This window comes from Aminobacter sp. MDW-2 (assembly GCF_014250155.1).
GTDB lineage: Bacteria > Pseudomonadota > Alphaproteobacteria > Rhizobiales > Rhizobiaceae > Aminobacter > Aminobacter ciceronei.
In genome coordinates this window covers 1,292,926-1,312,696 of record NZ_CP060197.1, presented here as the reverse complement: position 1 = coordinate 1,312,696, position 19,771 = coordinate 1,292,926, and the positions used below count along the sequence as shown (strand labels likewise).

Sequence of the window (19,771 nt, the reverse complement as noted above, 5' to 3'; positions counted from 1 at the left end):
GGAGCACCCGCCGGACCCGCCGGCGGGTGGAGACTTGCGCTACATCACCAGGTTGGGAAGCCAGGTAGCGATCGAGGGGACAAAGATCAGCAGCAGGAGGAACAGGAACATCGCGATCAAGAAGGGCGTGTTTGCCCTGAACGTCGCGATGACGTCTTCCTTGCCAATGCGGGCCGCCACGATCAGCGCCAAGGCAACTGGTGGTGTCACTTGTCCAAGCACCACCGTAACCACCATCAGAACACCGAAATGCACGAGGTCGATGTCGAGAGCCATCAGCGAAGGCAACAGGATAGGCATGATCATGGGTATCAGCGGATCGAGGACCATACCCGCGATGAGTGCCAGCAACAGCATGAGCATGATCTGCGGAACGGTCGATTCAAACGGGAACAGCGTCTGCATCAGGTCGGCCAGAGCGACGGGTACCCTCGCCTCTGACAGAGCCCAGCCGAGCGCCACCGAAAAGCCCACGACCAGCATGACTTCACCCGTGAGCACCGTCGCCTCCACCAGGACAGTGCGCAGGTCCCTGAACGTCAAAGTCTTGTAGACGGCCATGGACAAGAGCAGGGCATAGGCGACAGCGAACGCACCGGCTTCCGATGGCGTCAGGATACCGAACACCAACCCGCCGAGGATCAGTCCGGGAAGTCCCATTGGCAAAAGGGCGCGCTTGCCCGTTCGCATCACTTCGTGCCAGGCAAAGCACTGCATCGGCTTCCAGTCATTCTTGCGGGCAAGGATGGCCACGGTCAGCATCAGCGTTCCTGCTAGCACGAGGCCCGGCACCAGACCGGCAAGGAACAGTGCCCCCAAGGAAGTCCCCGTCACGGCGGAATAGAGGATCATCGGCGAGCTGGGCGGGACCAGGATTCCAATGCCCGATGAGGTCGCCGAAAGCGCGGCCGCGAATGGACCCGGATAGCCGTTCTTCTTCATCTTCGGGATGATCACGGACGCGCTGCCTGCCAGATCGGCGACCGAGGTTCCGATCATGCCTCCGAACATCACGCTCACTGCAATGTCGACATGGGCTAGGCCGCCACGCATCCAACCAAAAATCGCCGCGGCGAGGTCGAATAGCCTGTCGGCGATGCCGCTGGCATTCATTATGCCACCGGCCAGGATGAACAGCGGCAATGTAATCAACACGTAGTCGCTGATGCCCGACAGAACTTGCTGGGGCAAGGAAAGCTCCCAGCCACCACTCACCATCAGGAAGACGATAACGGAGGATGCGAGCGCGACGATGATGGGCATGCCCATCAGCGCCAAGACGCAAAGCGTTAATATCACTGCGAGTGCAAGGAAAAGCATGACAAGGTCACTTCCGTTTGAATAGGGGGACCAGAAGGGTCGTGGCCAGTCCGAGCAGCGCGAAGAACAGCCCCGCGATCACGATACCCTTCGGCAGGCGCAGCACCGGCGAAGCATCGCTTCCGAAGATCATGAGGTACTGCCAGGCCAGCCACGCACAGTAGAACATGGCTGCCGAACCCAGAACCGCGCAGAAGCCGGCAACCAAGCGCAAGCGACCTGTCGACAGCCGACCGGTGACGATGTCGCAGCAGATCAGGGACTGCCGCATGCCGGCCATCATTATGCCCAGGGCGGTCAGCCAGACCATCAGGTTGATGGCGATTTCCTCTGCCCAGGGCAGCGGTGTCGAGAGCGCGTATCGACTGAAAGCATTGAGAAACACCAGAGACGCCAGTCCAGCCATCACCAGCATGGCGAGCGTTTCGAGCATCCAGTTCAAGGCCGCGACAAGCTTGTTCCGAAACGCCGGCAACTCGTCCATCTCTCCATGGTCCAATTGTGCAGGAGCAACTGGGGTCATGCAGCACCTGATGCTTTCGGGGAGGCCATCCGGCGGGCGAACAACGATCCGTATCCCGGCTTTGCACCGTTGACGTCGAGCACCTCGAGGCAATGCCAGAACGACGCCTGCACGGCCGACACGACCGGTTTGCCCAGGGCTGTCTCCAGTGCCTCGATAGCTCCCGCCGAGCGGAAGTTGGTGCAACTGATGAACACGGCGGTCGCGTCGGGATGATCGGTCTCGCGCACGAGATCGTAGATCTGTTCCAACGGAACCTCGGCCAACGCCTGGTCCTTATCGATGCCTAGATTGCGGCTGCTCACGACCTTGTGGCCGTTTTCTTCGAGGAAGCGGATGGCACGCGCGTGGACGCCATCCACGTATGGCGTGACCAGGGCCACCTTTCCGGCCCTCACCGCTGCCAGCGCGGCGAGCGTCGCGGTAGAGGCAGTTGTGATCTTCGGCCCAGGAGCCCAGGCGGCCAACTTCCTGCTGAGCGCGACGTCATAGGCCGTTCCATGGAGGAAGGATGCGCTGGTTCCGCCAAAACATAAAACATCGATCGGCGCCGAACCGAGGAGGCGCGCGGCCTCCTCGAGCTGTGGTGCGTTCATCATCTCCTGGATGCCCTCGACGGTCACTTTGGGGAGCTTGATGCGCGCGGTGTGGACAGCGACACCTTCGGCTGCCATTGCCCACATTTCAGCTTCCATGACCACGCTCGAGGCCATGAAAATCAGGCCGATCCGCGCCTTGTAGCCGTCACCATCGTAACGGAACGCCGGGCGGGGATCGTTCGGTTTCACGCTTCCAACGCTCACTTCGTCATCTCCAGCGCCTTGGCCATGAATTCAGGAGTTACGACCGAAGCCAGCTTCTCAGCGATCGGTGCCGCGGCTGCGGCGAAGGCTGCAGCGTCGACCATGTTGACCTCGACGCCGGCCGCCTTAAACTCGTCGATGAGTTTGGCGTCACTCTCGTCCGATTGCACGCGGGTCGCCTCGCCTGCCTTCTTGGCAGCCTGCTTCAGCTTGGCCTGCAATTCCGGCGTCAGCGCATCCCAGGCCCGCCCGTTCATCGTCAGGGTGATCGGCGTGTAGACATGGTTGGTGATCGAAACGTACTTCTGCACTTCGAACAGCGAAAACTCCTTGATGACCGACATCGGATTTTCCTGTCCGTCGAGCGCGCCCTGGCGCAAGGCGACGTAGGCTTCACCGAGCGGCATGGGCGTCGGCGCGGCGCCGAGCGTCTGGAAAGCGAGGATGCGTCCCTGATTGCTGGGGGTTCGCAGCTTCAGCCCCCGCAGGTCTTCCGGCTTGTTGATCGGACGAACGTTGTTGCTGATCACCCGGAAGCCGAGTTCACCGTAGCCGATGACTTGAAGGCCCGTGGTTTCGCGCAGCGACGTCGCGAGCATTTCCCCAAGCTCGCCATCCATCGCGGCTCGCGCCTTGGATTTGTCGGGAAACATGAAGGGCATGTCGAAGACGGCGAACTTGCTGTCGAGCGACACGATGTCGGATCCCATAGAAACGATCTCAACCTGGCCGGCCCGGATCAACTCGGCGAGTGCTCCTTCGTCGCCAAGCGCGCCGCCCTCGAAGTAGTCCATGGCAACGTCGTCGCCGGCCAGCACCTTGAGCTCATCGCGGAACGTCCCGAGCATGACATTGGTGGGGTCGCGGCCCGTCGTTTCCACCGCCAGGCGCAGCTTCGTCTGCGCGCTGGCGGCCAAGCCGGATCCCAATACGACGGCAATCGCTGCTGCAGCGACGACGCTCAATTTCCTGATCATGTGTCTTTCTCCCATTTGTTGTTTGGACACCGCGAAGCCCCCGCAAGACAGCGGACGGATTCGCGGCGATTCCCGCGAAAAACGCTCAGCGTTTGTCAGCTTCTAATTCGTCGCCCCCGTTCCCTTGAGGGGCGATGCGAATGCATCCCGTCGTTTGGCCCCTGCGGCTGCCTCTGCGAGCAGTCCGCCTTGGCGCGACCTTTCTGACGACGACTTGAACATGCTCGGTCGATTAGAGATAATACTTTTAATCGGCCAACAAGATAGGTTTTCCCTATGCACTTCTCGTTGCGCAATCTGGGCTACATCGTCGCCACTGCCGAACTCGGTAGTGTCACGGATGCTGCCAAGGGGCTGAACGTGTCGCAGCCGACGATTTCCGCCGCAATCGCCCACGCGGAGGCTGAGCTCGGTGCCCAGATATTCGTGCGCCATCACGCCCGCGGCATGACGCTCACAGTCGCCGGACGGAAGCTGGTCAGCGAGGCTCGGCTGTTGCTTAGCCATGCGCGCGACTTTCAGCGCAGCATGCAATCGCTGGCCGATGGCGAAGCCGGTGAAATCACCATCGGCTCGTTCATGACCCTGGCTACCCGCTTCATGCCAGCACTGCTCAGTGGCTTCTCCCAGCGCCTCCCGGGGATCGCCGTCAACCTCGAGGAAGGCAACCAGCAGGACATTGTCGACGGCCTGCTTTCGGGTCGGCTGGAGCTCGCGCTTTCCTACGCCTACGCCCTGCCCGACGAGGTGTTGGGCGAGCGTTTGGCGGAGCTGCCACCCTATCTGCTGGTGGCGGGCGACCATCCGCTGGCCGGGCGTGAAAGCGTAAGCCTCAAGGAACTGGCCGCCGAGCCGTTCATCCTGCTCGATCTGCCGCATTCGCGCGAGTATTTCTTCAACCTGTTCCTGACATGCAAGGTCGAGCCGCGCGTTGTCTACCGCTCGCGATCCTACGAATTGATCAGGGGCCTGGTCGGTCACGGCCACGGCTTCACCATCCACAATGCCGTGCCCGGCACGACGATCGGCTATGACGGTTCGAAGATCGCGGTCGTGCCGATCCGCGAGACGCTGCCGCCCGTCCATGTGATGAGCCTGCGCCTTCGCCGGCAGACGATGCGTCCGGCCGTGAAGGCCTTCGCCGAATATCTGCGCGAGGCATTTTCGCCGGGCGGAATCTTTCGCCAGCCCACCCCCGCAACGCGGGCAAAAGGTCGCTGATGACGCGACACCGCCACCCGAGGGACTGGCTGATCCCATTGCGGGATCAGCTATCCATTGAAGCCCGCAAATCGGCGCGGGCACGGGGGCGTCAGTCGCGCGCGCCACACCAGTCGTAGATACAGAGCGCCATCACCTTGATGGCGGTCAGGTAGTCTTCGATCGAGACATACTCGTCATTGGCATGCATGACCGCTGTCGAGCCGGGCCCGAAGATCACCGTCGGCGTCTCGCCATAGCTGTTGAGGAAGCGGGTATCGGCAGCCCCCTGGCGTCCGCTGATTTCAGGCTTGCGACCGGTCAGCTCGGTGAAGTTCCTCGACACCAGGTCGACGATGGCGTGATCTCTCGGGATTTCCGAGGCTTCGGCGTCATAGCCGACGAAACGCACGACCGGCGGGTGCTCGCGCATCCACTCATCTTCCGCCGCTACCTTGGCGATCTTGTCGACGAGGCTCTGCTTGACACCTTCATGATCCTCGCCCGGTACGGTTCCGATGCTGCCTTTTAGCACCGCACTCGCCGGGAAGGCGCTCGGATAATTGCCCGCCTGGAAGCTGCCGATGATGCAAGGCAACGAGTCGATCGCGCTGGGATAGAGCGGATGCTTGACGGTCGCGACGCGATGATCTTCGAGTTCCTGAACTGCCTTGACGATCTTGTTGCCGAGGTCGATGGCACTGATGCCGAGATAGCGTTGCTGGATGCCCGCCGGCTTGCCCTGCACGTCGATCTGAAACCAGATGCGGCCAATACATGCGGGCTGAACCGCGAGGTCACTCGTCTCGCCTGAAATGCCGGCGTCAGCCTTGTAGCCTCGGATAACGGTATCGAGCGTGCCGTGACCGCTGACCTCCTCGTCGATGACGACGTTGATGTAGACGTCACCCTTGAGTTCGACACCCGCCTCCTTCAAGAATTCGACGGCGAGGATATGGCTCGCTACGCCGCTTTTCATATCGCAGGAGCCGCGACCATAGATGCGGCCATCCTTGATCGACGCCGACCACGGATTGTCGCTCCAGCCTTCGCCATTTCCGACAGGGATAACGTCGGTGTGGCCGTTGAGCAGCAACGAACGGCCACCACCACTGCCCTTCCGCGTGCCAACGATGTTGGGGCGGCCTTCATAGCCCCGATCGACAGGCCGATAGCCGGGGTGTTTCTTCAGCTCTTCCCAGTTGGTCTCCCACATGTCGACATCGAGGCCGATGCCGTTCATGTAGTCGGCGACGAACGCCTGGATAGCGGCCTCGTCACCGGTCACGCTCGGGATCGCAACCATTTTCTGGAGAAACTGGACGGCTTTGTCACGGTTCTTGTCGATCGTGTCCAGGATGGCCTGTCGTTGACTGGTCAATTTCAACTCCAATAATGTCGGTTGTGGCAAAAAAGGGGAGCCGCACGCCGCAGAGGCGCCGCGCGGCAAGCGGCTATTTCATCTGATTGGGGAGCCAGAGAACGAGGTCGGGCATCGCGATCATCAGTCCCATCAGGATCATGTTGATGATGATGAATGGAATTGCGGCCCGGTAGATGTCGCCCATTGTCGTGTTTCGCGGCGCAATCCCCTTCATGACGAAGAGCGACAGGCCAAAGGGCGGGGTGATCGTCGCCATCTCCAGATTGACCATCATGATGATGCCGAACCAGATCGGGTCCCATCCCATCTGATGGACGATCGGCAGAAAGATCGGGATGGTCACCAGGACGATCGAAGTCTGCTCGATGAACATGCCGAGGAACATCACGATCAGTTGCATCATGATAAGCAACAGCAGCGGATGCACGGGCATGTCGCCGGCAAGATTGGTGATGGCGCTTGTAGCACCGGAGAAGCTCAGGAGCTGGCTGAACGCGGCTGAGCCCGTAAGGATGATCAGGATCATCACCGAAAGCTGCATCGCCGAGCTGACGCCCTTAACAAGCACCTGCCAGTTCAGCTTCCTGTAAATCATCGCCAGGACAAAGGTGAGGAAGGTGCCGATTGCCGCCGCTTCCGTCGGCGTCGCGGTTCCGAAGAAGATCAGGCCGATGATCATGAAGACAATGCAGATTGGCGGCACCAGGTAGAGGGCTGCATCGTTGAGACGCTGGGTGATCGGCACGCGCGTCACCTGGTAGGACGGGGCGACCTCCGGCTGCAGCGTTGCCCTGATGACGATGTATCCGATGCACAGGACGGCGAGCAGGATGCCCGGCACGATGATGCCGATCAGGATCTTGGCTACGGAGAAGCCGCCGAGGCTTGCCAGGATGATAGCAAGCGTGCTGGGCGGGATGAGGATCGCCAGCCCGCCGCTGGCCAGGATCGGACCGATCGACATCGACTTGGCGTAGCCACGTCGCTCCATCTCGGGCGTCAGTGTCGAACCAAGCATCGCCACCGAGCCCATGGCCATGCCCGTCAGCGTGCCGAGCAGCGCACCGGCGGCGATGGCCAAGACCGAAAGGCGGCCCGCTACGAAGCCGAGCCATTGGTCGAGAACCTCGATCATCCGCTGAGCAATGCCTGAATGGAACATGATCGAGCCCATCAGGATGAACATGGGAACGGGCACGAGCACAAAAGTAGAGATGGAGCTATCAATGCTCAATATAAGCTGGTTGAAGCCCGAGACGCCGCCCCAGAGGTAGAAGACGCCGGCAAGGTTAACGAGCAGGAAGGCGATTGCGACCGGCAGGCCGATGACCATCAGCACGCCTAGACCGGCAAAGAACAGCAGAAGAAATTGCCACCAAATCATGGCGATCAGGCCTCCAGACGCGGGGTATCGGAAAACACGGCTTCGCCTCGGTAGAAGCGGGCAGCGCGCCTGAGGAACTCGACGCCGAGAAGGAAACAGCCGATGGGAATGACGATGAGATTGACCGCACGCGGGATCTCCAGTTCGGCCGCGACGACGATGCCACGTTGCAGCGACAGTATGACGGCCTTGGTCGCGAAGTAGGTGATGACGAAGCACACGGCACTGCCGATCAGCGAACTCACGAACATCACGACCCGCTGGGTGGTGGGGCGCAGATTGCTGGTGACGATGTCGACCGCAACATGGCCATCTCGGCGCAGCACCCAGGCTGCGCCAAGGAAGGTGATGTAAACCATCATCGTGCCGCTGATCTGGTCGATGCCGAGGATGCCATGATTGAACAACGCCCTGAGCACCACCTTAAGAACGGTAGCGAGCATCATCAGGACCAATAGCGCGCTGGCAATGAAGCCGAACAGATTGAGTATGAAATCGAGTGAGCGTTCAAGCTTGCCCATAACCTTGTCCTGATTGCCTTTCTCGTACCGGCTCGGTTGCCGGCGCCTCGTCGCAGACGAGGGCTTGTTAGCGGGTCCATACGATGGCGCCTGAAGATAGCGCCTGGAAATGGTGCCCGGCCAGCACAGCCGTGCGAACTGATTCGCCGCAGGCAAGGTGAACGCAGTTCCGCGGGATTGTCGCGGAGCTGCGTGTTATGCGTTACTTCTGGCGTTCCAGAAGCTTTTCCGCCTCAGCGAATTCCTCCGCAGGCATCACACCTTGGAGGTAGGTCCAAAGCGATTCCTGGGCCAGGTGGGTCCAGGCTTCCTTCTTGTCGGCGGGAAGCTCGAGCTGCGTCATGCCGCCTTCCTTCATCTTGGCGAGCTGCTCGGTCTGCTTCTCGGCGAACCAGCCGCGCGTCCATTCCTGGGTGCCAGCCACGGCCTTAAGCACAACCTCCTGGTTCTCGGGCGATAGGCTGTTCCACTTGTCGAGGTTCATGTCGAGGCCGACACCACTGCGATACATGGGCTGCTCGATGAGATACTTACTGACGCTCTGCCAACCGTAATTTGCGAACCCGTCGGCGATCGGCCATGTGAAGCCGTTGACAGTGCCCCGATCCATGGCAAGAAAGATCTCTGATGGCGGCAGCGTGATGGATTCAGCTTTGGCCGACTGAACGAAGTAGCGGGTCAGCGGCGGCACGCGCAGCTTCATGCCGGCAAGATCGTCGAGCCCAGCGATCTCTTTCTGCGCAATCAAGAAGTGCGAGCCAACACCGGGATCACCGGCCGCGTGGCCGAGATAGCGGACGCCGTGGTTGCCGTACATCTTGACCATGAAGTCATAGAGGTCGCTGCCGGGCCCCTTGTCGGCCACCTGGAATTTCGACAGCTCGGTGACATAGCCGCCGGGAACGATGCCAGCCCAATAATTGGGTGCGCCATACCAGATGTCGAATACGCCGTTTACGAGCGCTTCAGGCTGGTCGAAAGGCGGCAGGACATCTTCCGCCCCCATGTATTGAACGACAATCTTGCCGCCGGACAGCTCATTGACGAGATCCTTGAACTTGTGGCCAACGGCTGCGTAAGGCGACACTTCTGGTGCCCAAGCGCCGACCATCTTCAAGGTGACAGTTTCATTGGCGTGCGCGGCGGTTCCGCCGAGCAGCGCAAAACCAAGGGCTGCCACGCTCCCCCAGTTCGGCGCATAGCTTCGCATTGCAGACATTGTGTTCCCTCCCTTGGCAGCTCGCGCTCGACGCTGGCTGCGCTGAACTCGTCGACCTTCGCCGCCCACAGGTTTCCTCCCAGTCGGCGATGACTCAGCATAATGCGGAATCCTCATAGTTGTCTACAATCTTTTTTTCATTGCATACAACTGCGGCCTCGCTTAGTTTGCTGACAGGCGGCCGAGACCGTATTGATGGGTTCGGGTGGAGACTCCGTCAGGATTCTCCCCCTTTGTTAAGAGGGAACTGATGAGGCCAGCGTCATTCGAGTATCACCGCGCGACCTCACTCGAGCACGCGCTCGAGTTGCTGGGCGAATTCGGCGAGAACGGTCGGCCGATCGCCGGTGGCCAAAGCCTTGTGCCGATGATGAATTTCCGGTTGGCGCGGCCTGGCCATCTTGTCGACATCAATCGCCTGCCGCTCGATGCGATCGAAATCGTCGGGCCCGTCCTGCGGATAGGCGCGTTGACTCGGCACATTGCCTATCTCGACGATCCCTGGATCGCGCGGCACTTTCCCGCCTTTCTCGACGCAGTCCACTACATCGGCCATCCGACGATCCGGCGAAACGGTTCGATCGGTGGCAGCATTTCCCATGCCGACCCAACCGCCGAGCTGCCGGCCGTCTCGGTGCTCTACGATGCCGATATCGTCGCTCGCTCGGTCACGGGCGAGCGACGCATCAAGGCACAGGAGTTCTTCCTGAGCGCCTATGTGACCGCGCTCGAACCGGGTGAAATGGTGGTAGCGGTAGAGTTTCCGATTCCGCCGGCGTCATCGACCGGCAGTTTCATCGAACTGGGCGAACGCAGCGGCGACTTCGCAACGGCATCGATCGGAATCTCGCTGGAGCATGGCGGCGGCAAGGTCGTTCGGGCAGCCATGGTCTGCTGTGGCGCGGACCTGTTCCCCATGCGGGCGCCGGACGTGGAAGACTTCCTCGTCGGCAAGTCCCTCGCAGATCCGCCCGCTGCCGAGGCTGGTCGCATCTTCGCCGCCTCGATCGACCCGGTCGACGACCACATTGCCTCAGCAGACTATCGCCGTGGCCTGATCGCCGAACTCACGCACCGCGCCATCGAGGCGGCCTGCACCAGAGCGCTGGACAAATCATGATCGACATAACCCTGGAAGTGAACGGAAAAACCAAGACGCTGAGCGTCGAACCCAGACGCCTGCTTGCGGATGTCCTGCGCCAGGAATTCGGCCTGTCAGGCGTCCATATTGGCTGTGCCCACGGTGCCTGCGGCTGCTGCACAGTGCATCTCGACGGGACACCGCGGCTTTCGTGCCTCACCTTCGCCGCTCAGTGCGACGGCTCAGCGATCCGGACCGTCGAGAGCATTGGCGGGCCGACAGCGGAACACGCGCTTCAGCAGGCTTTCCGCAGCGAGCACGGCCTGCAATGTGGCTACTGTACCCCTGGGTTCATCATGACGCTGGTGCCTTTCGTCGAAGAGATGGTCGAGCAGAAGCGCCTGCCCGGCGATGAAGAGATCCGCGAAGCCATGAGCGGCAACATCTGCCGCTGCACCGGATATCACGGCATCGTCGCGGCCGTCCGCAAGGCGGTCAATCTGGGCCTTGGCGGAGGAATGTGAAATGATGGCTGATCGTCCCAAACATATCGGCGCCCGCGTCCAGCGCTTCGAGGATACACGCCTGCTGTCCGGCTCGGCGCGCTACGTCGACGACATCCGCTTGCCCGACATGCTCCACCTCTCATTCGTTCGCGCAGACACGGCACATGCCAACATCGTCGAGATAGATACCTCGGCGCTGGCCGATCTCGACTATGCGACCTGGGTGTTTACCGGCAAGGATACCGCCGGGCTGTCGATGAAGGCGCACCAGGACTATCCAGAAATGCAGTATTCCGAGCAGCCGCTGCTGGCTGAGGGCAAGGTGCGTTTCGTCGGCGAACCGGTCGCCGTGGTCCTGGCCGAGGATGCCTACAAGGCCGAGGATGCTGCCGAACTCGTCTTCGTCGATTACGAGACCCTGCCCGTCATAGGCACCATGGCACAGGCGCGAGACCCCTCGCTTCCACCGCTGTTCGACGGCTGGGCCAGCAACATCATCGTTCAACGCCAGATGAAGGGCGGCGATCTCGAAGCGGCAAGGGCCGCGGCCGCCCACATCATCAAGCGCACCTACAGCACCCAGCGCCAGGCTGGCGTGCCGATGGAATGCCGGGGCGTCGTCGCCAGCTACGACCATGCCGACCGCGTGCTCACAGTCTGGTCGTCAACCCAGATGCCGCACCTGGTACGCACCTACATCTCCGAGGAACTGGACCTGCCGGAATCCCGCATCCGTGTGGTCGCGCCCGATGTTGGTGGTGGCTTCGGGGTCAAGGGCCAGGTGTTCGGCGACGAGGTCCTGGTCGCCTGGCTCGCCATGAAGACCGGACGTCCGGTCAAATGGATCGAAGACCGCCGCGAACACCTGATTGCAAGCATCCATGCCCGCGACCATCAACACACACTTGAGGCATATGTCTCGGCCGATGGCCGGCTGCTCGGGCTCAAGGCGGATATCACGGTAGACAACGGCGCCTATTCGACCTTTCCGTTCACCTCTGCGGGCGAACCCGGCATGGTCGGCAAGGTCCTGCCTGGCCCCTATGACTTCCAGGCCTACGAGGCGACATTCCGTGCGGTCGCGACCAACAAATGCGCGATCGGCACCTATCGCGGCGTCGCACGCCCCTCGGCGGTGTTCTCCCAGGAGCGCCTGATGGACGACATCGCCAAGGAACTGGGCATGGACCCATTTGCCTTCCGGCTAAAAAACATGATCCGGCAGTTTCCGTACAAGAACGTGCTTGGCTTCAGCTACGACGAAGGCTCCTACGCGCAATCGCTCGAGCAGATGCAGGCGCTGCTGGCCGAGGACGTGACCGAAGCTGCGGCCTCGCGCGGTTCCAGCACCAAGCGCGTGGGCGTCGGCATCGCCTGCTTCATCGAGCAGACGGCGCATGGCACGCCCGATTTCACCAGGCGCCGCGTGCCGATCGAGACCGGCTATATCGCTGCCCGGGTCGAGATGTCGCCAGACGGCGAGGTCACGATCGACCTCGGACTGCAAAACCATGGTCAGGGTCTCGAAACGACGATGGCCCAGGTTGCCGCCGATGCGCTCGGGGTGAACCCGGAGAACATCTATGTCCGCCACGGCGACACGTTGACCACGCCCTATTCCGTAGGCACCTGGGGTAGCCGCGGTGGGGCTCTGGGTGGCGGTGCCGTGCATCTTGCCTCGCTCAAGCTCGCCGCCAAGCTGAAAGCCATCGCCGCCCACCTGCTTCAGGCCAAGCCGGATGAGATCGAACTGTCAAACGGCAATGCCTATGTCCGCGATGCCGAACAACGTTTCATTGCCATCCGCAAGCTCGCGCGGGCAGCGCTGCGCAACGTCGATCAGCTTCCCGAGGGCATGCAGCCGGGTCTTGAAGCCGAGCAACGCCAGGATGGCCCCAGGGACGGCACCTATTCGAATGCGGTGCATGCCGCCGTTGTCGAAATCGACATCGCGACCGGCAAGATGAAGTTGCGGCGGTTTGTCGTGGTCGAAGACTGCGGCACCATCCTCAACCCGCTGGTGGTGGACGGCCAGGTACGCGGCGGCGTTGTCCAGGGCATCGGCTCGGCCATGTTCGAGCATTTCATCTACGATGCCGAATGCCAGCCCCTGACCACCAGCTTTGCCGACTACCTGATGCCGCTGGCGCCTGAAATCCCCAACATCGAGGTTCATCATATCGAGACCCCTACCCCGTTGACACCGCTGGGTGCCAAAGGCCTGGGAGAAGGCGGAGCGATTGGCCCTGCGGCGGCCATCGCCAATGCGGTGGCCAATGCGCTGGACGTCGGCGTCTCTTCGACACCGCTGAACACCAATGCGATATGGAAGCTCTCGCAACATCTTCGCGGGGCGGCCTGAGGCCGCCGCCCTGCCAAAGTGGAGGCCAACAAAAAAAGGCCGGCGGAGCAATCCGCCGGCCTTTTCCGCTTCACTCAGCTTCGACCGCAGCCTCAGGCAGCTGCGGTGTTGAACTCAGCGATGAGCCCGTCCCACACCGGAACCATGGCCATCAGGCCGTCCCAGAAGGACTGTTGGCGCCGGCGTGAGAAATCCTCAAGCGATACGCCCTGCTGTTCCACCCAGGTGTAGTAGCCGAGATTGAAGATGCGCTCGCGATCAAGCCGCGTCAGCTCGATCATTGCATCGGTCCGCACGCCCGCCAAATGCTCGCCGAACACTTCCGCTGCCGACAGCGCATCGAACACGCCTCCGAACGAAGCATCCAGGACCTTGCCGAGCTGGGATTCGTACATCGCAGCACCATCGGTGGCGACCGTCAGGACGACGTCTTCGGGACCAAGATCCAGATATCTGGCCAGCTTGATTGCCGCCACGATGTTGGCGATCGATGACAGGCCAAGATGGGTGAAGCTGCCGATCGTCTCGTCCGACAGACCTTTGTGATTGCGCAGATACGCACGCCCTGCCGGATGGTTGAAAAGCAGGTTGAGGCTATCGGGAGAACGCTCGGATACCCCGATGACATAGTCCGTATTGAAGACATTGTGGATCAGCGGCACATGTTTGTCGCCGATGCCCTGGATGTTGTGCTCGCCATAGCCATTGTTGAGCAGCGTCGGGCACTCGGTGGCTTCCACGGCAGCGATCTGACAGCCCAGGCGTTCCTTGAGATGGTCACCTGCTGCAAGCGTACCGGAGGAGCCGGACGCGGCGACGAACGCCCGCGCCCTGAGCTTGCCGTTTGTATTGACGGCGTTGAAGACCCGCTCCAGCGCCAGTCCGGTCACCGCGCGGTGCGCGATGTAGTTCCCATATTCGCTGAACTGGTTGAGGATGACGTTGCGCGCATCCTTTGCCAGTTCGTGGCAGGCGTCGTAGATTTCCTTGAGGTTGCTTTCGCTGCCTGGCGTACGCAGGATGTCGCGCGGGTCGGCGGTCCATTTTTCCAACCAGCGGAACCGCTCGGGGCTCATTCCTTCCGGCAGCACGGCAACACTGCGCGCCCCAAGGATCGTCGATATCGCAACCCCGCCGCGGCAATAATTGCCTGTCGATGGCCACACCGCGCGCTGGTTGTCGAGATCGAATTGTCCGGTGACCAACCGAGGCACCAGACAGCCATATGCCGCCAGCACCTTGTGTGCCGCAATCATCGGAAAGCGATCGCCGACCGCAACGACGATCCTGGCGCGCACGCCCGTCAGTGCTTCAGGCAATATGATATGGCACGGTGTTTCAGTCTGTCCGCTCCGGTCAGGCCCATTGTGCCAGTGAACGCGAAAGAGGTTGAGCGGGTCGGCGGCATCCGGTTCGATACCGGCCAGTGCAGCGAGAGCCGTCGGATCGATGGTCTCCGGCCGCGCCAGTTCGGATAGTTTCGGCAGCTTGACGCCAGCTTGCCTGAAACGGGCAGCAGCCCGGCCGCGCACATCGGCGTCAACAACATCAGTTGCAAACAGATCGCTCATCGACGTCCCTCACAAGGCCGCAGCATGGGCGTGAAATGCCGGTGTCGCCGCCCCATGCAGAAGCGCTTCATAGAGCTCCGGATCTGTTGCACCTTCGGTGCCGATCAAAAGGATATGCGAGCCGGCGTCGAGACCGAGCGTGGCACGCATCGATGGGTCGCCAGCAGCGGCGATCAGTCCTGCAAGGCCTGCAACGCCGGATTCGCCAATGCGTAGCGCTGGGTCGTTGGCGACGGGACGGGCAAGCTTTCTCAACGCATCGACGGCCGCGCCATCACCGACATCGAGGTAATAGTCGGCACTCTTTTCGAGAATTTCCCAGGCTGTCAGCGACGGCTCATAACATTCGAGCATCGCCATCACGGTGGCGTCACCGGCTTCGATCGACATCCGCTTGCCGGCGGCGGCACTCATCTGCAGGCAGGCCGCCTTGTCGGGCTCGACGACGATGAGTTTCGGGCGCTGCGCCCCGTCCCGGTCCAGAAAATATCCGGCAACGACCGCTGCAAGACCACCGACGCCCCCCTGAATGAAGACGTGCGTGTAAGGCTGCCTTGCCTGGGCGGAGATCTCGCCCAGCATCAAGGTGTAACCCTGCATGACCATGCCGGGGATTTCGGTGTAGCCCTCCCAGGCAAAATCGGAGACCGTCGTCCAGCCTTCGCGGTTCGCCGTTTCGCTCGCTTCTGCGACGGACTGGTCATAATTGCCATCGGTCCGCCGGATCTCGGCTCCAAAGCCGGCAATGGCCTTTTCGCGCCCGACGGAAACCCCGCTGTGCAGGAAGATTACGCACCGGCAGCCGAACATCTGGGCGCCGGCCGCAACGGAGCGGCCATGGTTGCCATCGGTGGCGCAACACACGGTGAGGTCGGCTGCGACCTGCTTGACCGCTTCGGAGAGCAACTCGGCCGGTTCGACATCACGACCGAGAACCCGCGCTGCATGGTCACGAACCAGGCGGGCGACGGCATAGGCGCCGCCGAGCGCCTTGAAGCTGTACAGGCCATAGCGGTGGCCTTCGTCCTTGAGATCGACAGATGCGATGCCCAGGGTCGCAGCGAGACCAGGAAGGCTCTCCAGCGGTGTCGGCGCATAGATGGGAAAGGCGGGAAGAAATTCACGGACGATCGCGGGAGCGCCAACGCCAGCAATCGCAGCTTCCGTTGCGCTGAGGGGCATGTTCCGCTTGGCGGAGCGATTCTCGACTAACTTCATTGCGAACCTCATTTGCTCTGCCGGGCACATCTGGCGCCGGACCTTTGGGCAATGCTCTCCAGGAGCCAGCGCGCGCGTCTCCGCGCGCCGCAAGCGACGTCGTCGTCCAACCGGTTTGGCCGGGTCTATTCTAGATTTTCGGTCTCAAGTGCGAGCAGCACATCGGCAGCCGCGCCTGCCAGCAGATCGACGTGCTGGCGCATCAGGCTGTGTGCCAGTTCTTCGTCGCCCGCCACGATCGCATCGACGATACCCCGATGCTCGATGACGGACTTCGCCATCTTGCGCGGCGTCGTGATGTGACGCCGATAGACATTGAGCCGGTTGCGCAGCTTGCGGCTCTCGACCTGCAGGAAGACGTTGCGCGAACCGCGGAAGATCGTGTCATGGAAGAGGTTGTTGGCTTCATAGAAGCCATCGTGGTCTTCCTTTTCGGCTCTCGCTGCGCACTCGTCGTGCCATTTGCGCATTTCGGTGAGCTCGTCGCGCGTCATCCGGCGGGCGGAAAGACGGGCCGAAAGCCCCTCATACTCCGCCATGATCTGGAACATCTCGATCAGCTCGGCGGTGGTAAGCCGCTTGACCGTCGCACCCTGGTTCTTGCGGATGTCGACGAGGCCGCTTGAGGCGAGATGTCGAAGCGCTTCCCGCACCGGGGTGCGCGAAACCTCAAAGCGGCGTGCAAGCGACTGCTCGTCCAGCCGGTCGCCCGGCTTCAGCACGCTGTTGAGAATGTCATCTTCAAGAAGGCGGATCAGGTTGTCCGCAGACAGCCTGGTTTCCCTCTCGTCATCCATGACTTCGCTCACCGTTTACTCCCAGATCTGCCGCATCTGACGTTAGATGCATCCTTGGCGGACGCGATGCAAGCTTTCCGCCACCGATCCCGCTCAGGCTTACTGCTGAATTGTGATGACCAGGTATTCCGCCTGCTCATCCGCCTCATTGACCGTGTAGTGCGGGTCGCCCGGCTCGAACAGGACGGACTCGCCCGGCTTGAGCGTGAAACGTTCCTTGCCCGTGTCGAAGGTCATCTCGCCCTTCACCATGTAGAACGCCTGCGCCCAGTCGTCGTGATGATGAAGATCGCCGCCGCCACCCTTCGGAGCTTTCGAAAGCTGGATGCAGAAATTGTTGCCTTTGAAGGGCACGATGTCGAGCACATTGAGGCCACCAAAGTGATTGGGCGGGGTGATGCCCGTGGCCGCAGAGTTCTTCCATATGTTCATGCTGTCTCTCCAGATATCTTCGTGAACAACGGCTACGAGATGTAGGCCATGTAAGGGCTGATGACGCTGCGCACCGGCACCTGGATCAGCGCCGGCTTGCCGCTGGCAATGGCGTCGGCAAGGGCCTTCTGGATGGCATCGGCATCGCGGGCAAAATAGCCTCGCCCGCCCAGTCCCTCGGCAACCTTTGCCCAGTCGCGACGTGGCAGGTTCATCTCGTAGGTTTCACCGAAGCTCTGTTCCTGTGGCAGGGCGATCGCCCCCCACATCTCATCGTCGAGCACGACAATGATGAATGCCCGACCGTAGCGTTCGGCGGTATCGAGTTCCGAAATGTGGAATCCAACGCCACCATCGCCGACGAACACGATTACCGGCGCATCCGGATCGGCAAAGCACGCGCCCGCGCCATAGGGAACCTCGGCCCCAAGGGCTCCGGACTGGCCGGCGCGGAGATAACGGCCCACTGCCGGAACACGCAGCCGCGCATCCGCCCAGAAGTCGATATTGCCATGCGAGGTGACGAAGATCGCATTGTCGGGCGCAGCAGCACTTACCGCATCTATCGCAGCGACTGGGTGAATGCCTGTGGCATCGCCCTCGCCCAACTGGCTTTCGCGCTCGCTCTGCCAGGCCGTGACCAGGCCGTCGCTCCAGAGCCGATCGATCTGCAAAGGTGACATCTCGGCAACGACGTCGAGAAAGGCTGCAGGCGATGCGGCAATGGCGATATCGGCCTGCTTGTTGCGATGCAGCAGTTCCTGGTCGGAACAGACCTGAATGATGCGGGCGTCCTGGCCAACCGTGTCGCCGAATTCGAGATCGAATTCGAAATGATGGCCGAGCAGCAAAATGCAGTCCGCTTCCTTCATCGCCCTTCGCAGCGTTGCATTGCAAGGCGCGTAGGCAGGTCCCATCCACCTGGGGTGCCGCTCATCGACGATGCCGCGTGCAAGCCGCATCGTGGCGAATGCGAGGCCGTGCTTTTCGACCACTTCCGTGATCCGATCGGTGCGGTCCCAGAACAATTCATCGCCAAGGACAAGCAGCGGTCTCTTGGCCTGCGCCAGCAGGGTGCGCGCTGCGTCGGCATCACGTGCGGGCACGCCGGCAATGCCGGGCATCGGCGGACAGGCGCTCGCCACCTCGGTGCTCAGCGGAGTCGACAGAATGTCTGTCGGCACCTCGAGGAACACAGGACCGGGCCGACCGGCCCACATCTTGCGCCAGGCAATGTCGAGATATTCCTGCAGCCGGTTCGGATCGGTGCAGCGCGCAGCCCATTTGGTGACCCCCTTCATGATCGGCAGGACATCATAGGCCATTCCGGCGCCACGTTCGGCCGACTTGGTACCGGCCTGGGCTCCGACGATGATGACCGGCGTGCCGGCGAGCATGGCGACGAGCCCTGGCGTAACCGCATTGGTAACGCCGGGTCCGAGCGTGACGACCGCAGCACCGGCCTTGCCGGTGACCCGCGACTGGGCCTCGGCCATAAAGCAGGCTGCGGCCTCGTGGCGGGCATGGATGAGCGGAAGCCCCTGATGCGCACAGGCACGATAAACCGAATTGATCGGCCCGCCCGAAACGGAAAAGATGTTCTGCACGCCGACGGCCTTGAGCCAGGCGACGACGGCTGCACCGCCGTCCATGGTTGCGCTCTTGGCGGACTGGTTCTTAGTAAGCACGAGATTTTCCTCCGTCGAGGGCGATGGCCGTGCCGGTAATGAAACCGGCCCGCTCGGAGGCGAGCGTGGCGACAATCGCGCCGAAATCATTGGGGTCGCCGAACTTGCCGACCGGCACTTCTTCAAGCCACAGCGCTTCCGCCGCCTTACGGTCCAGACCGTCTCGATCCATGCTCGACTGGATCAGATACTCCATGCGGTCGGTGGCAAACGGCCCCGGACAGAGGCAGTTCACCATGATGCCTTCATGGGCGAACTCGATGGACAGCGACTTGGCCAGGCCGACCACAGCCAGGCGCACCGAGTCCGACAGAACCATGTTGGGCTGGACCACCTTCACGCCGACCGTCGTAATGAAGATGATGCGGCCCCAGCCGCCGGCCTGCATATGCGGCAGCACCGCGTGAGAGAGCTCGACAAGCGGCAGAAGGCTCTCGTTCAGCGCCTGCTCCCATCCATCGCGTGAAACGCTGAGGAATGGTCCGGCAGCAGGACCGCCGGTATTGCCGACAAAAATGTCGAGGCCACCGAAATTGGCCACCACCTCGTCGACCGCCGGCTTGAGCGTCGTACGGTCCGTCAGGTCCATCTTGACCGCAATTGCATCGGCTGCACCCGCATCAAGCAGTTCGCGCACAAGATCCTGCATCGCTTCGGTGTTGCGTCCCGCGACGGCAACCCACGCACCCTCGGCGGCCAGCGCCAGGGCAGAGGCTCTGCCAAGCCCGCGGGAAGCGGCTGTAACCAGCGCGCGCTTACCTTTCAAACCAAGCTCCATTTGGCCC

Annotated in this window: 18 protein-coding genes; 4 read left to right on the top strand and 14 right to left on the bottom strand. The window is 61.7% G+C overall.

Going from position 1 to position 19,771, the window contains the following annotated elements:
* Window positions 1-39: 39 nt before the first annotated feature.
* The 4 genes from H5P29_RS06385 to H5P29_RS06370 form a co-directional block, all read right to left on the bottom strand.
* Window positions 40-1,263, bottom strand: coding sequence for a TRAP transporter large permease (locus H5P29_RS06385; protein WP_246670922.1), 1,224 nt, complete (start codon window positions 1,261-1,263; stop codon window positions 40-42).
* Between the two features lie 64 nt (window positions 1,264-1,327).
* Window positions 1,328-1,804 (bottom strand): TRAP transporter small permease, encoded by a 477-nt coding sequence (locus H5P29_RS06380; RefSeq protein WP_067956331.1) that lies wholly within the window; start codon window positions 1,802-1,804, stop codon window positions 1,328-1,330.
* A gap of 35 nt (window positions 1,805-1,839) precedes the next feature.
* Entirely contained in the window at window positions 1,840-2,646 is an 807-nt protein-coding gene (locus H5P29_RS06375; protein WP_246787022.1) for an Asp/Glu racemase, read from the bottom strand.
* A complete protein-coding gene (locus H5P29_RS06370) occupies window positions 2,643-3,623 on the bottom strand; it encodes a TRAP transporter substrate-binding protein (protein ID WP_185910263.1) in 981 nt (326 codons plus the stop codon). Before H5P29_RS06370 ends, H5P29_RS06375 begins: the two co-directional genes overlap by 4 nt.
* 276 nt (window positions 3,624-3,899) lie before the next feature.
* Here H5P29_RS06370 and H5P29_RS06365 point away from each other — a divergent pair, with 276 nt between their 5' ends.
* Window positions 3,900-4,844, top strand: coding sequence for a LysR family transcriptional regulator (locus H5P29_RS06365; protein WP_067956329.1), 945 nt, complete (start codon window positions 3,900-3,902; stop codon window positions 4,842-4,844).
* Between the two features lie 91 nt (window positions 4,845-4,935).
* Here H5P29_RS06365 and H5P29_RS06360 read toward each other — a convergent pair whose 3' ends face one another.
* The 4 genes from H5P29_RS06360 to dctP form a co-directional block, all read right to left on the bottom strand.
* Window positions 4,936-6,204 carry an ArgE/DapE family deacylase gene (locus H5P29_RS06360; protein ID WP_067956327.1) on the bottom strand — a complete coding sequence of 423 codons (1,269 nt, stop codon included), beginning with the start codon at window positions 6,202-6,204 and terminating at the stop codon, window positions 4,936-4,938.
* A gap of 73 nt (window positions 6,205-6,277) precedes the next feature.
* Complete coding sequence (locus H5P29_RS06355; protein WP_154387369.1) at window positions 6,278-7,591, bottom strand: TRAP transporter large permease subunit; 1,314 nt, start codon at window positions 7,589-7,591, stop codon at window positions 6,278-6,280.
* 5 nt (window positions 7,592-7,596) lie between these two features.
* Window positions 7,597-8,112 carry a TRAP transporter small permease gene (locus tag H5P29_RS06350; protein WP_067956325.1) on the bottom strand — a complete coding sequence of 172 codons (516 nt, stop codon included), beginning with the start codon at window positions 8,110-8,112 and terminating at the stop codon, window positions 7,597-7,599.
* A 202-nt stretch (window positions 8,113-8,314) separates the two neighbouring features.
* Window positions 8,315-9,331, bottom strand: coding sequence for a TRAP transporter substrate-binding protein DctP (gene dctP / locus H5P29_RS06345; protein ID WP_169808302.1), 1,017 nt, complete (start codon window positions 9,329-9,331; stop codon window positions 8,315-8,317).
* 250 nt (window positions 9,332-9,581) lie between these two features.
* Here dctP and H5P29_RS06340 point away from each other — a divergent pair, with 250 nt between their 5' ends.
* The 3 genes from H5P29_RS06340 to H5P29_RS06330 are packed head-to-tail and all read left to right on the top strand — an operon-like array spanning window position 9,582 to window position 13,280.
* The gene (locus H5P29_RS06340) at window positions 9,582-10,451 is read left to right on the top strand and encodes a xanthine dehydrogenase family protein subunit M (RefSeq protein ID WP_067956323.1); all 870 of its coding nucleotides are present in this window, start codon (window positions 9,582-9,584) and stop codon (window positions 10,449-10,451) included.
* The gene (locus H5P29_RS06335) at window positions 10,448-10,936 is read left to right on the top strand and encodes a (2Fe-2S)-binding protein (protein ID WP_067956321.1); all 489 of its coding nucleotides are present in this window, start codon (window positions 10,448-10,450) and stop codon (window positions 10,934-10,936) included. The genes H5P29_RS06340 and H5P29_RS06335 overlap by 4 nt, the downstream gene beginning before the upstream one ends.
* A gap of 1 nt (window position 10,937) precedes the next feature.
* Complete coding sequence (locus H5P29_RS06330; RefSeq protein ID WP_154387370.1) at window positions 10,938-13,280, top strand: xanthine dehydrogenase family protein molybdopterin-binding subunit; 2,343 nt, start codon at window positions 10,938-10,940, stop codon at window positions 13,278-13,280.
* Between the two features lie 92 nt (window positions 13,281-13,372).
* On the opposite strand, the gene H5P29_RS06325 is transcribed toward H5P29_RS06330, so the two are convergent.
* From H5P29_RS06325 to H5P29_RS06300, 6 genes are all read right to left on the bottom strand, one after another.
* Window positions 13,373-14,851, bottom strand: coding sequence for a pyridoxal-phosphate dependent enzyme (locus H5P29_RS06325; RefSeq protein ID WP_154387371.1), 1,479 nt, complete (start codon window positions 14,849-14,851; stop codon window positions 13,373-13,375).
* A gap of 9 nt (window positions 14,852-14,860) precedes the next feature.
* On the bottom strand, window positions 14,861-16,069 hold the full coding sequence (locus tag H5P29_RS06320; RefSeq protein WP_154387372.1) for a diaminopropionate ammonia-lyase: 1,209 nt from the start codon (window positions 16,067-16,069) through the stop codon (window positions 14,861-14,863).
* 125 nt (window positions 16,070-16,194) lie between these two features.
* Window positions 16,195-16,878 carry a GntR family transcriptional regulator gene (locus H5P29_RS06315; protein ID WP_208993679.1) on the bottom strand — a complete coding sequence of 228 codons (684 nt, stop codon included), beginning with the start codon at window positions 16,876-16,878 and terminating at the stop codon, window positions 16,195-16,197.
* Window positions 16,879-16,965: 87 nt separating this feature from the next.
* Window positions 16,966-17,298, bottom strand: a complete 333-nt coding sequence (locus H5P29_RS06310; RefSeq protein ID WP_067956317.1) for a cupin domain-containing protein — start codon at window positions 17,296-17,298, stop codon at window positions 16,966-16,968.
* Between the two features lie 32 nt (window positions 17,299-17,330).
* On the bottom strand, window positions 17,331-18,986 hold the full coding sequence (locus H5P29_RS06305; RefSeq protein WP_169808301.1) for a thiamine pyrophosphate-binding protein: 1,656 nt from the start codon (window positions 18,984-18,986) through the stop codon (window positions 17,331-17,333).
* Window positions 18,976-19,752 (bottom strand): SDR family oxidoreductase, encoded by a 777-nt coding sequence (locus tag H5P29_RS06300; protein ID WP_158282797.1) that lies wholly within the window; start codon window positions 19,750-19,752, stop codon window positions 18,976-18,978. The genes H5P29_RS06305 and H5P29_RS06300 overlap by 11 nt, the downstream gene beginning before the upstream one ends.
* Between the last annotated feature and the right edge of the window lie 19 nt (window positions 19,753-19,771).

Bases quoted from the DNA above. Each gene is read 5' to 3' on its own strand.
- H5P29_RS06385 (WP_246670922.1), bottom strand. From the start codon at position 1,263: ATGCCCATCATCGTCGCGCTCGCATCCTCCGTTATCGTCTTCCTGATG.
- H5P29_RS06380 (WP_067956331.1), bottom strand. From the start codon at position 1,804: ATGGACGAGTTGCCGGCGTTTCGGAACAAGCTTGTCGCGGCCTTGAAC.
- H5P29_RS06370 (WP_185910263.1), bottom strand. From the start codon at position 3,623: ATGATCAGGAAATTGAGCGTCGTCGCTGCAGCAGCGATTGCCGTCGTA.
- H5P29_RS06365 (WP_067956329.1), top strand. From the start codon at position 3,900: ATGCACTTCTCGTTGCGCAATCTGGGCTACATCGTCGCCACTGCCGAA.
- H5P29_RS06355 (WP_154387369.1), bottom strand. From the start codon at position 7,591: ATGATTTGGTGGCAATTTCTTCTGCTGTTCTTTGCCGGTCTAGGCGTG.
- H5P29_RS06350 (WP_067956325.1), bottom strand. From the start codon at position 8,112: ATGGGCAAGCTTGAACGCTCACTCGATTTCATACTCAATCTGTTCGGC.
- dctP (WP_169808302.1), bottom strand. From the start codon at position 9,331: ATGTCTGCAATGCGAAGCTATGCGCCGAACTGGGGGAGCGTGGCAGCC.
- H5P29_RS06340 (WP_067956323.1), top strand. From the start codon at position 9,582: ATGAGGCCAGCGTCATTCGAGTATCACCGCGCGACCTCACTCGAGCAC.
- H5P29_RS06335 (WP_067956321.1), top strand. From the start codon at position 10,448: ATGATCGACATAACCCTGGAAGTGAACGGAAAAACCAAGACGCTGAGC.
- H5P29_RS06330 (WP_154387370.1), top strand. From the start codon at position 10,938: ATGATGGCTGATCGTCCCAAACATATCGGCGCCCGCGTCCAGCGCTTC.
- H5P29_RS06325 (WP_154387371.1), bottom strand. From the start codon at position 14,851: ATGAGCGATCTGTTTGCAACTGATGTTGTTGACGCCGATGTGCGCGGC.
- H5P29_RS06320 (WP_154387372.1), bottom strand. From the start codon at position 16,069: ATGAAGTTAGTCGAGAATCGCTCCGCCAAGCGGAACATGCCCCTCAGC.
- H5P29_RS06310 (WP_067956317.1), bottom strand. From the start codon at position 17,298: ATGAACATATGGAAGAACTCTGCGGCCACGGGCATCACCCCGCCCAAT.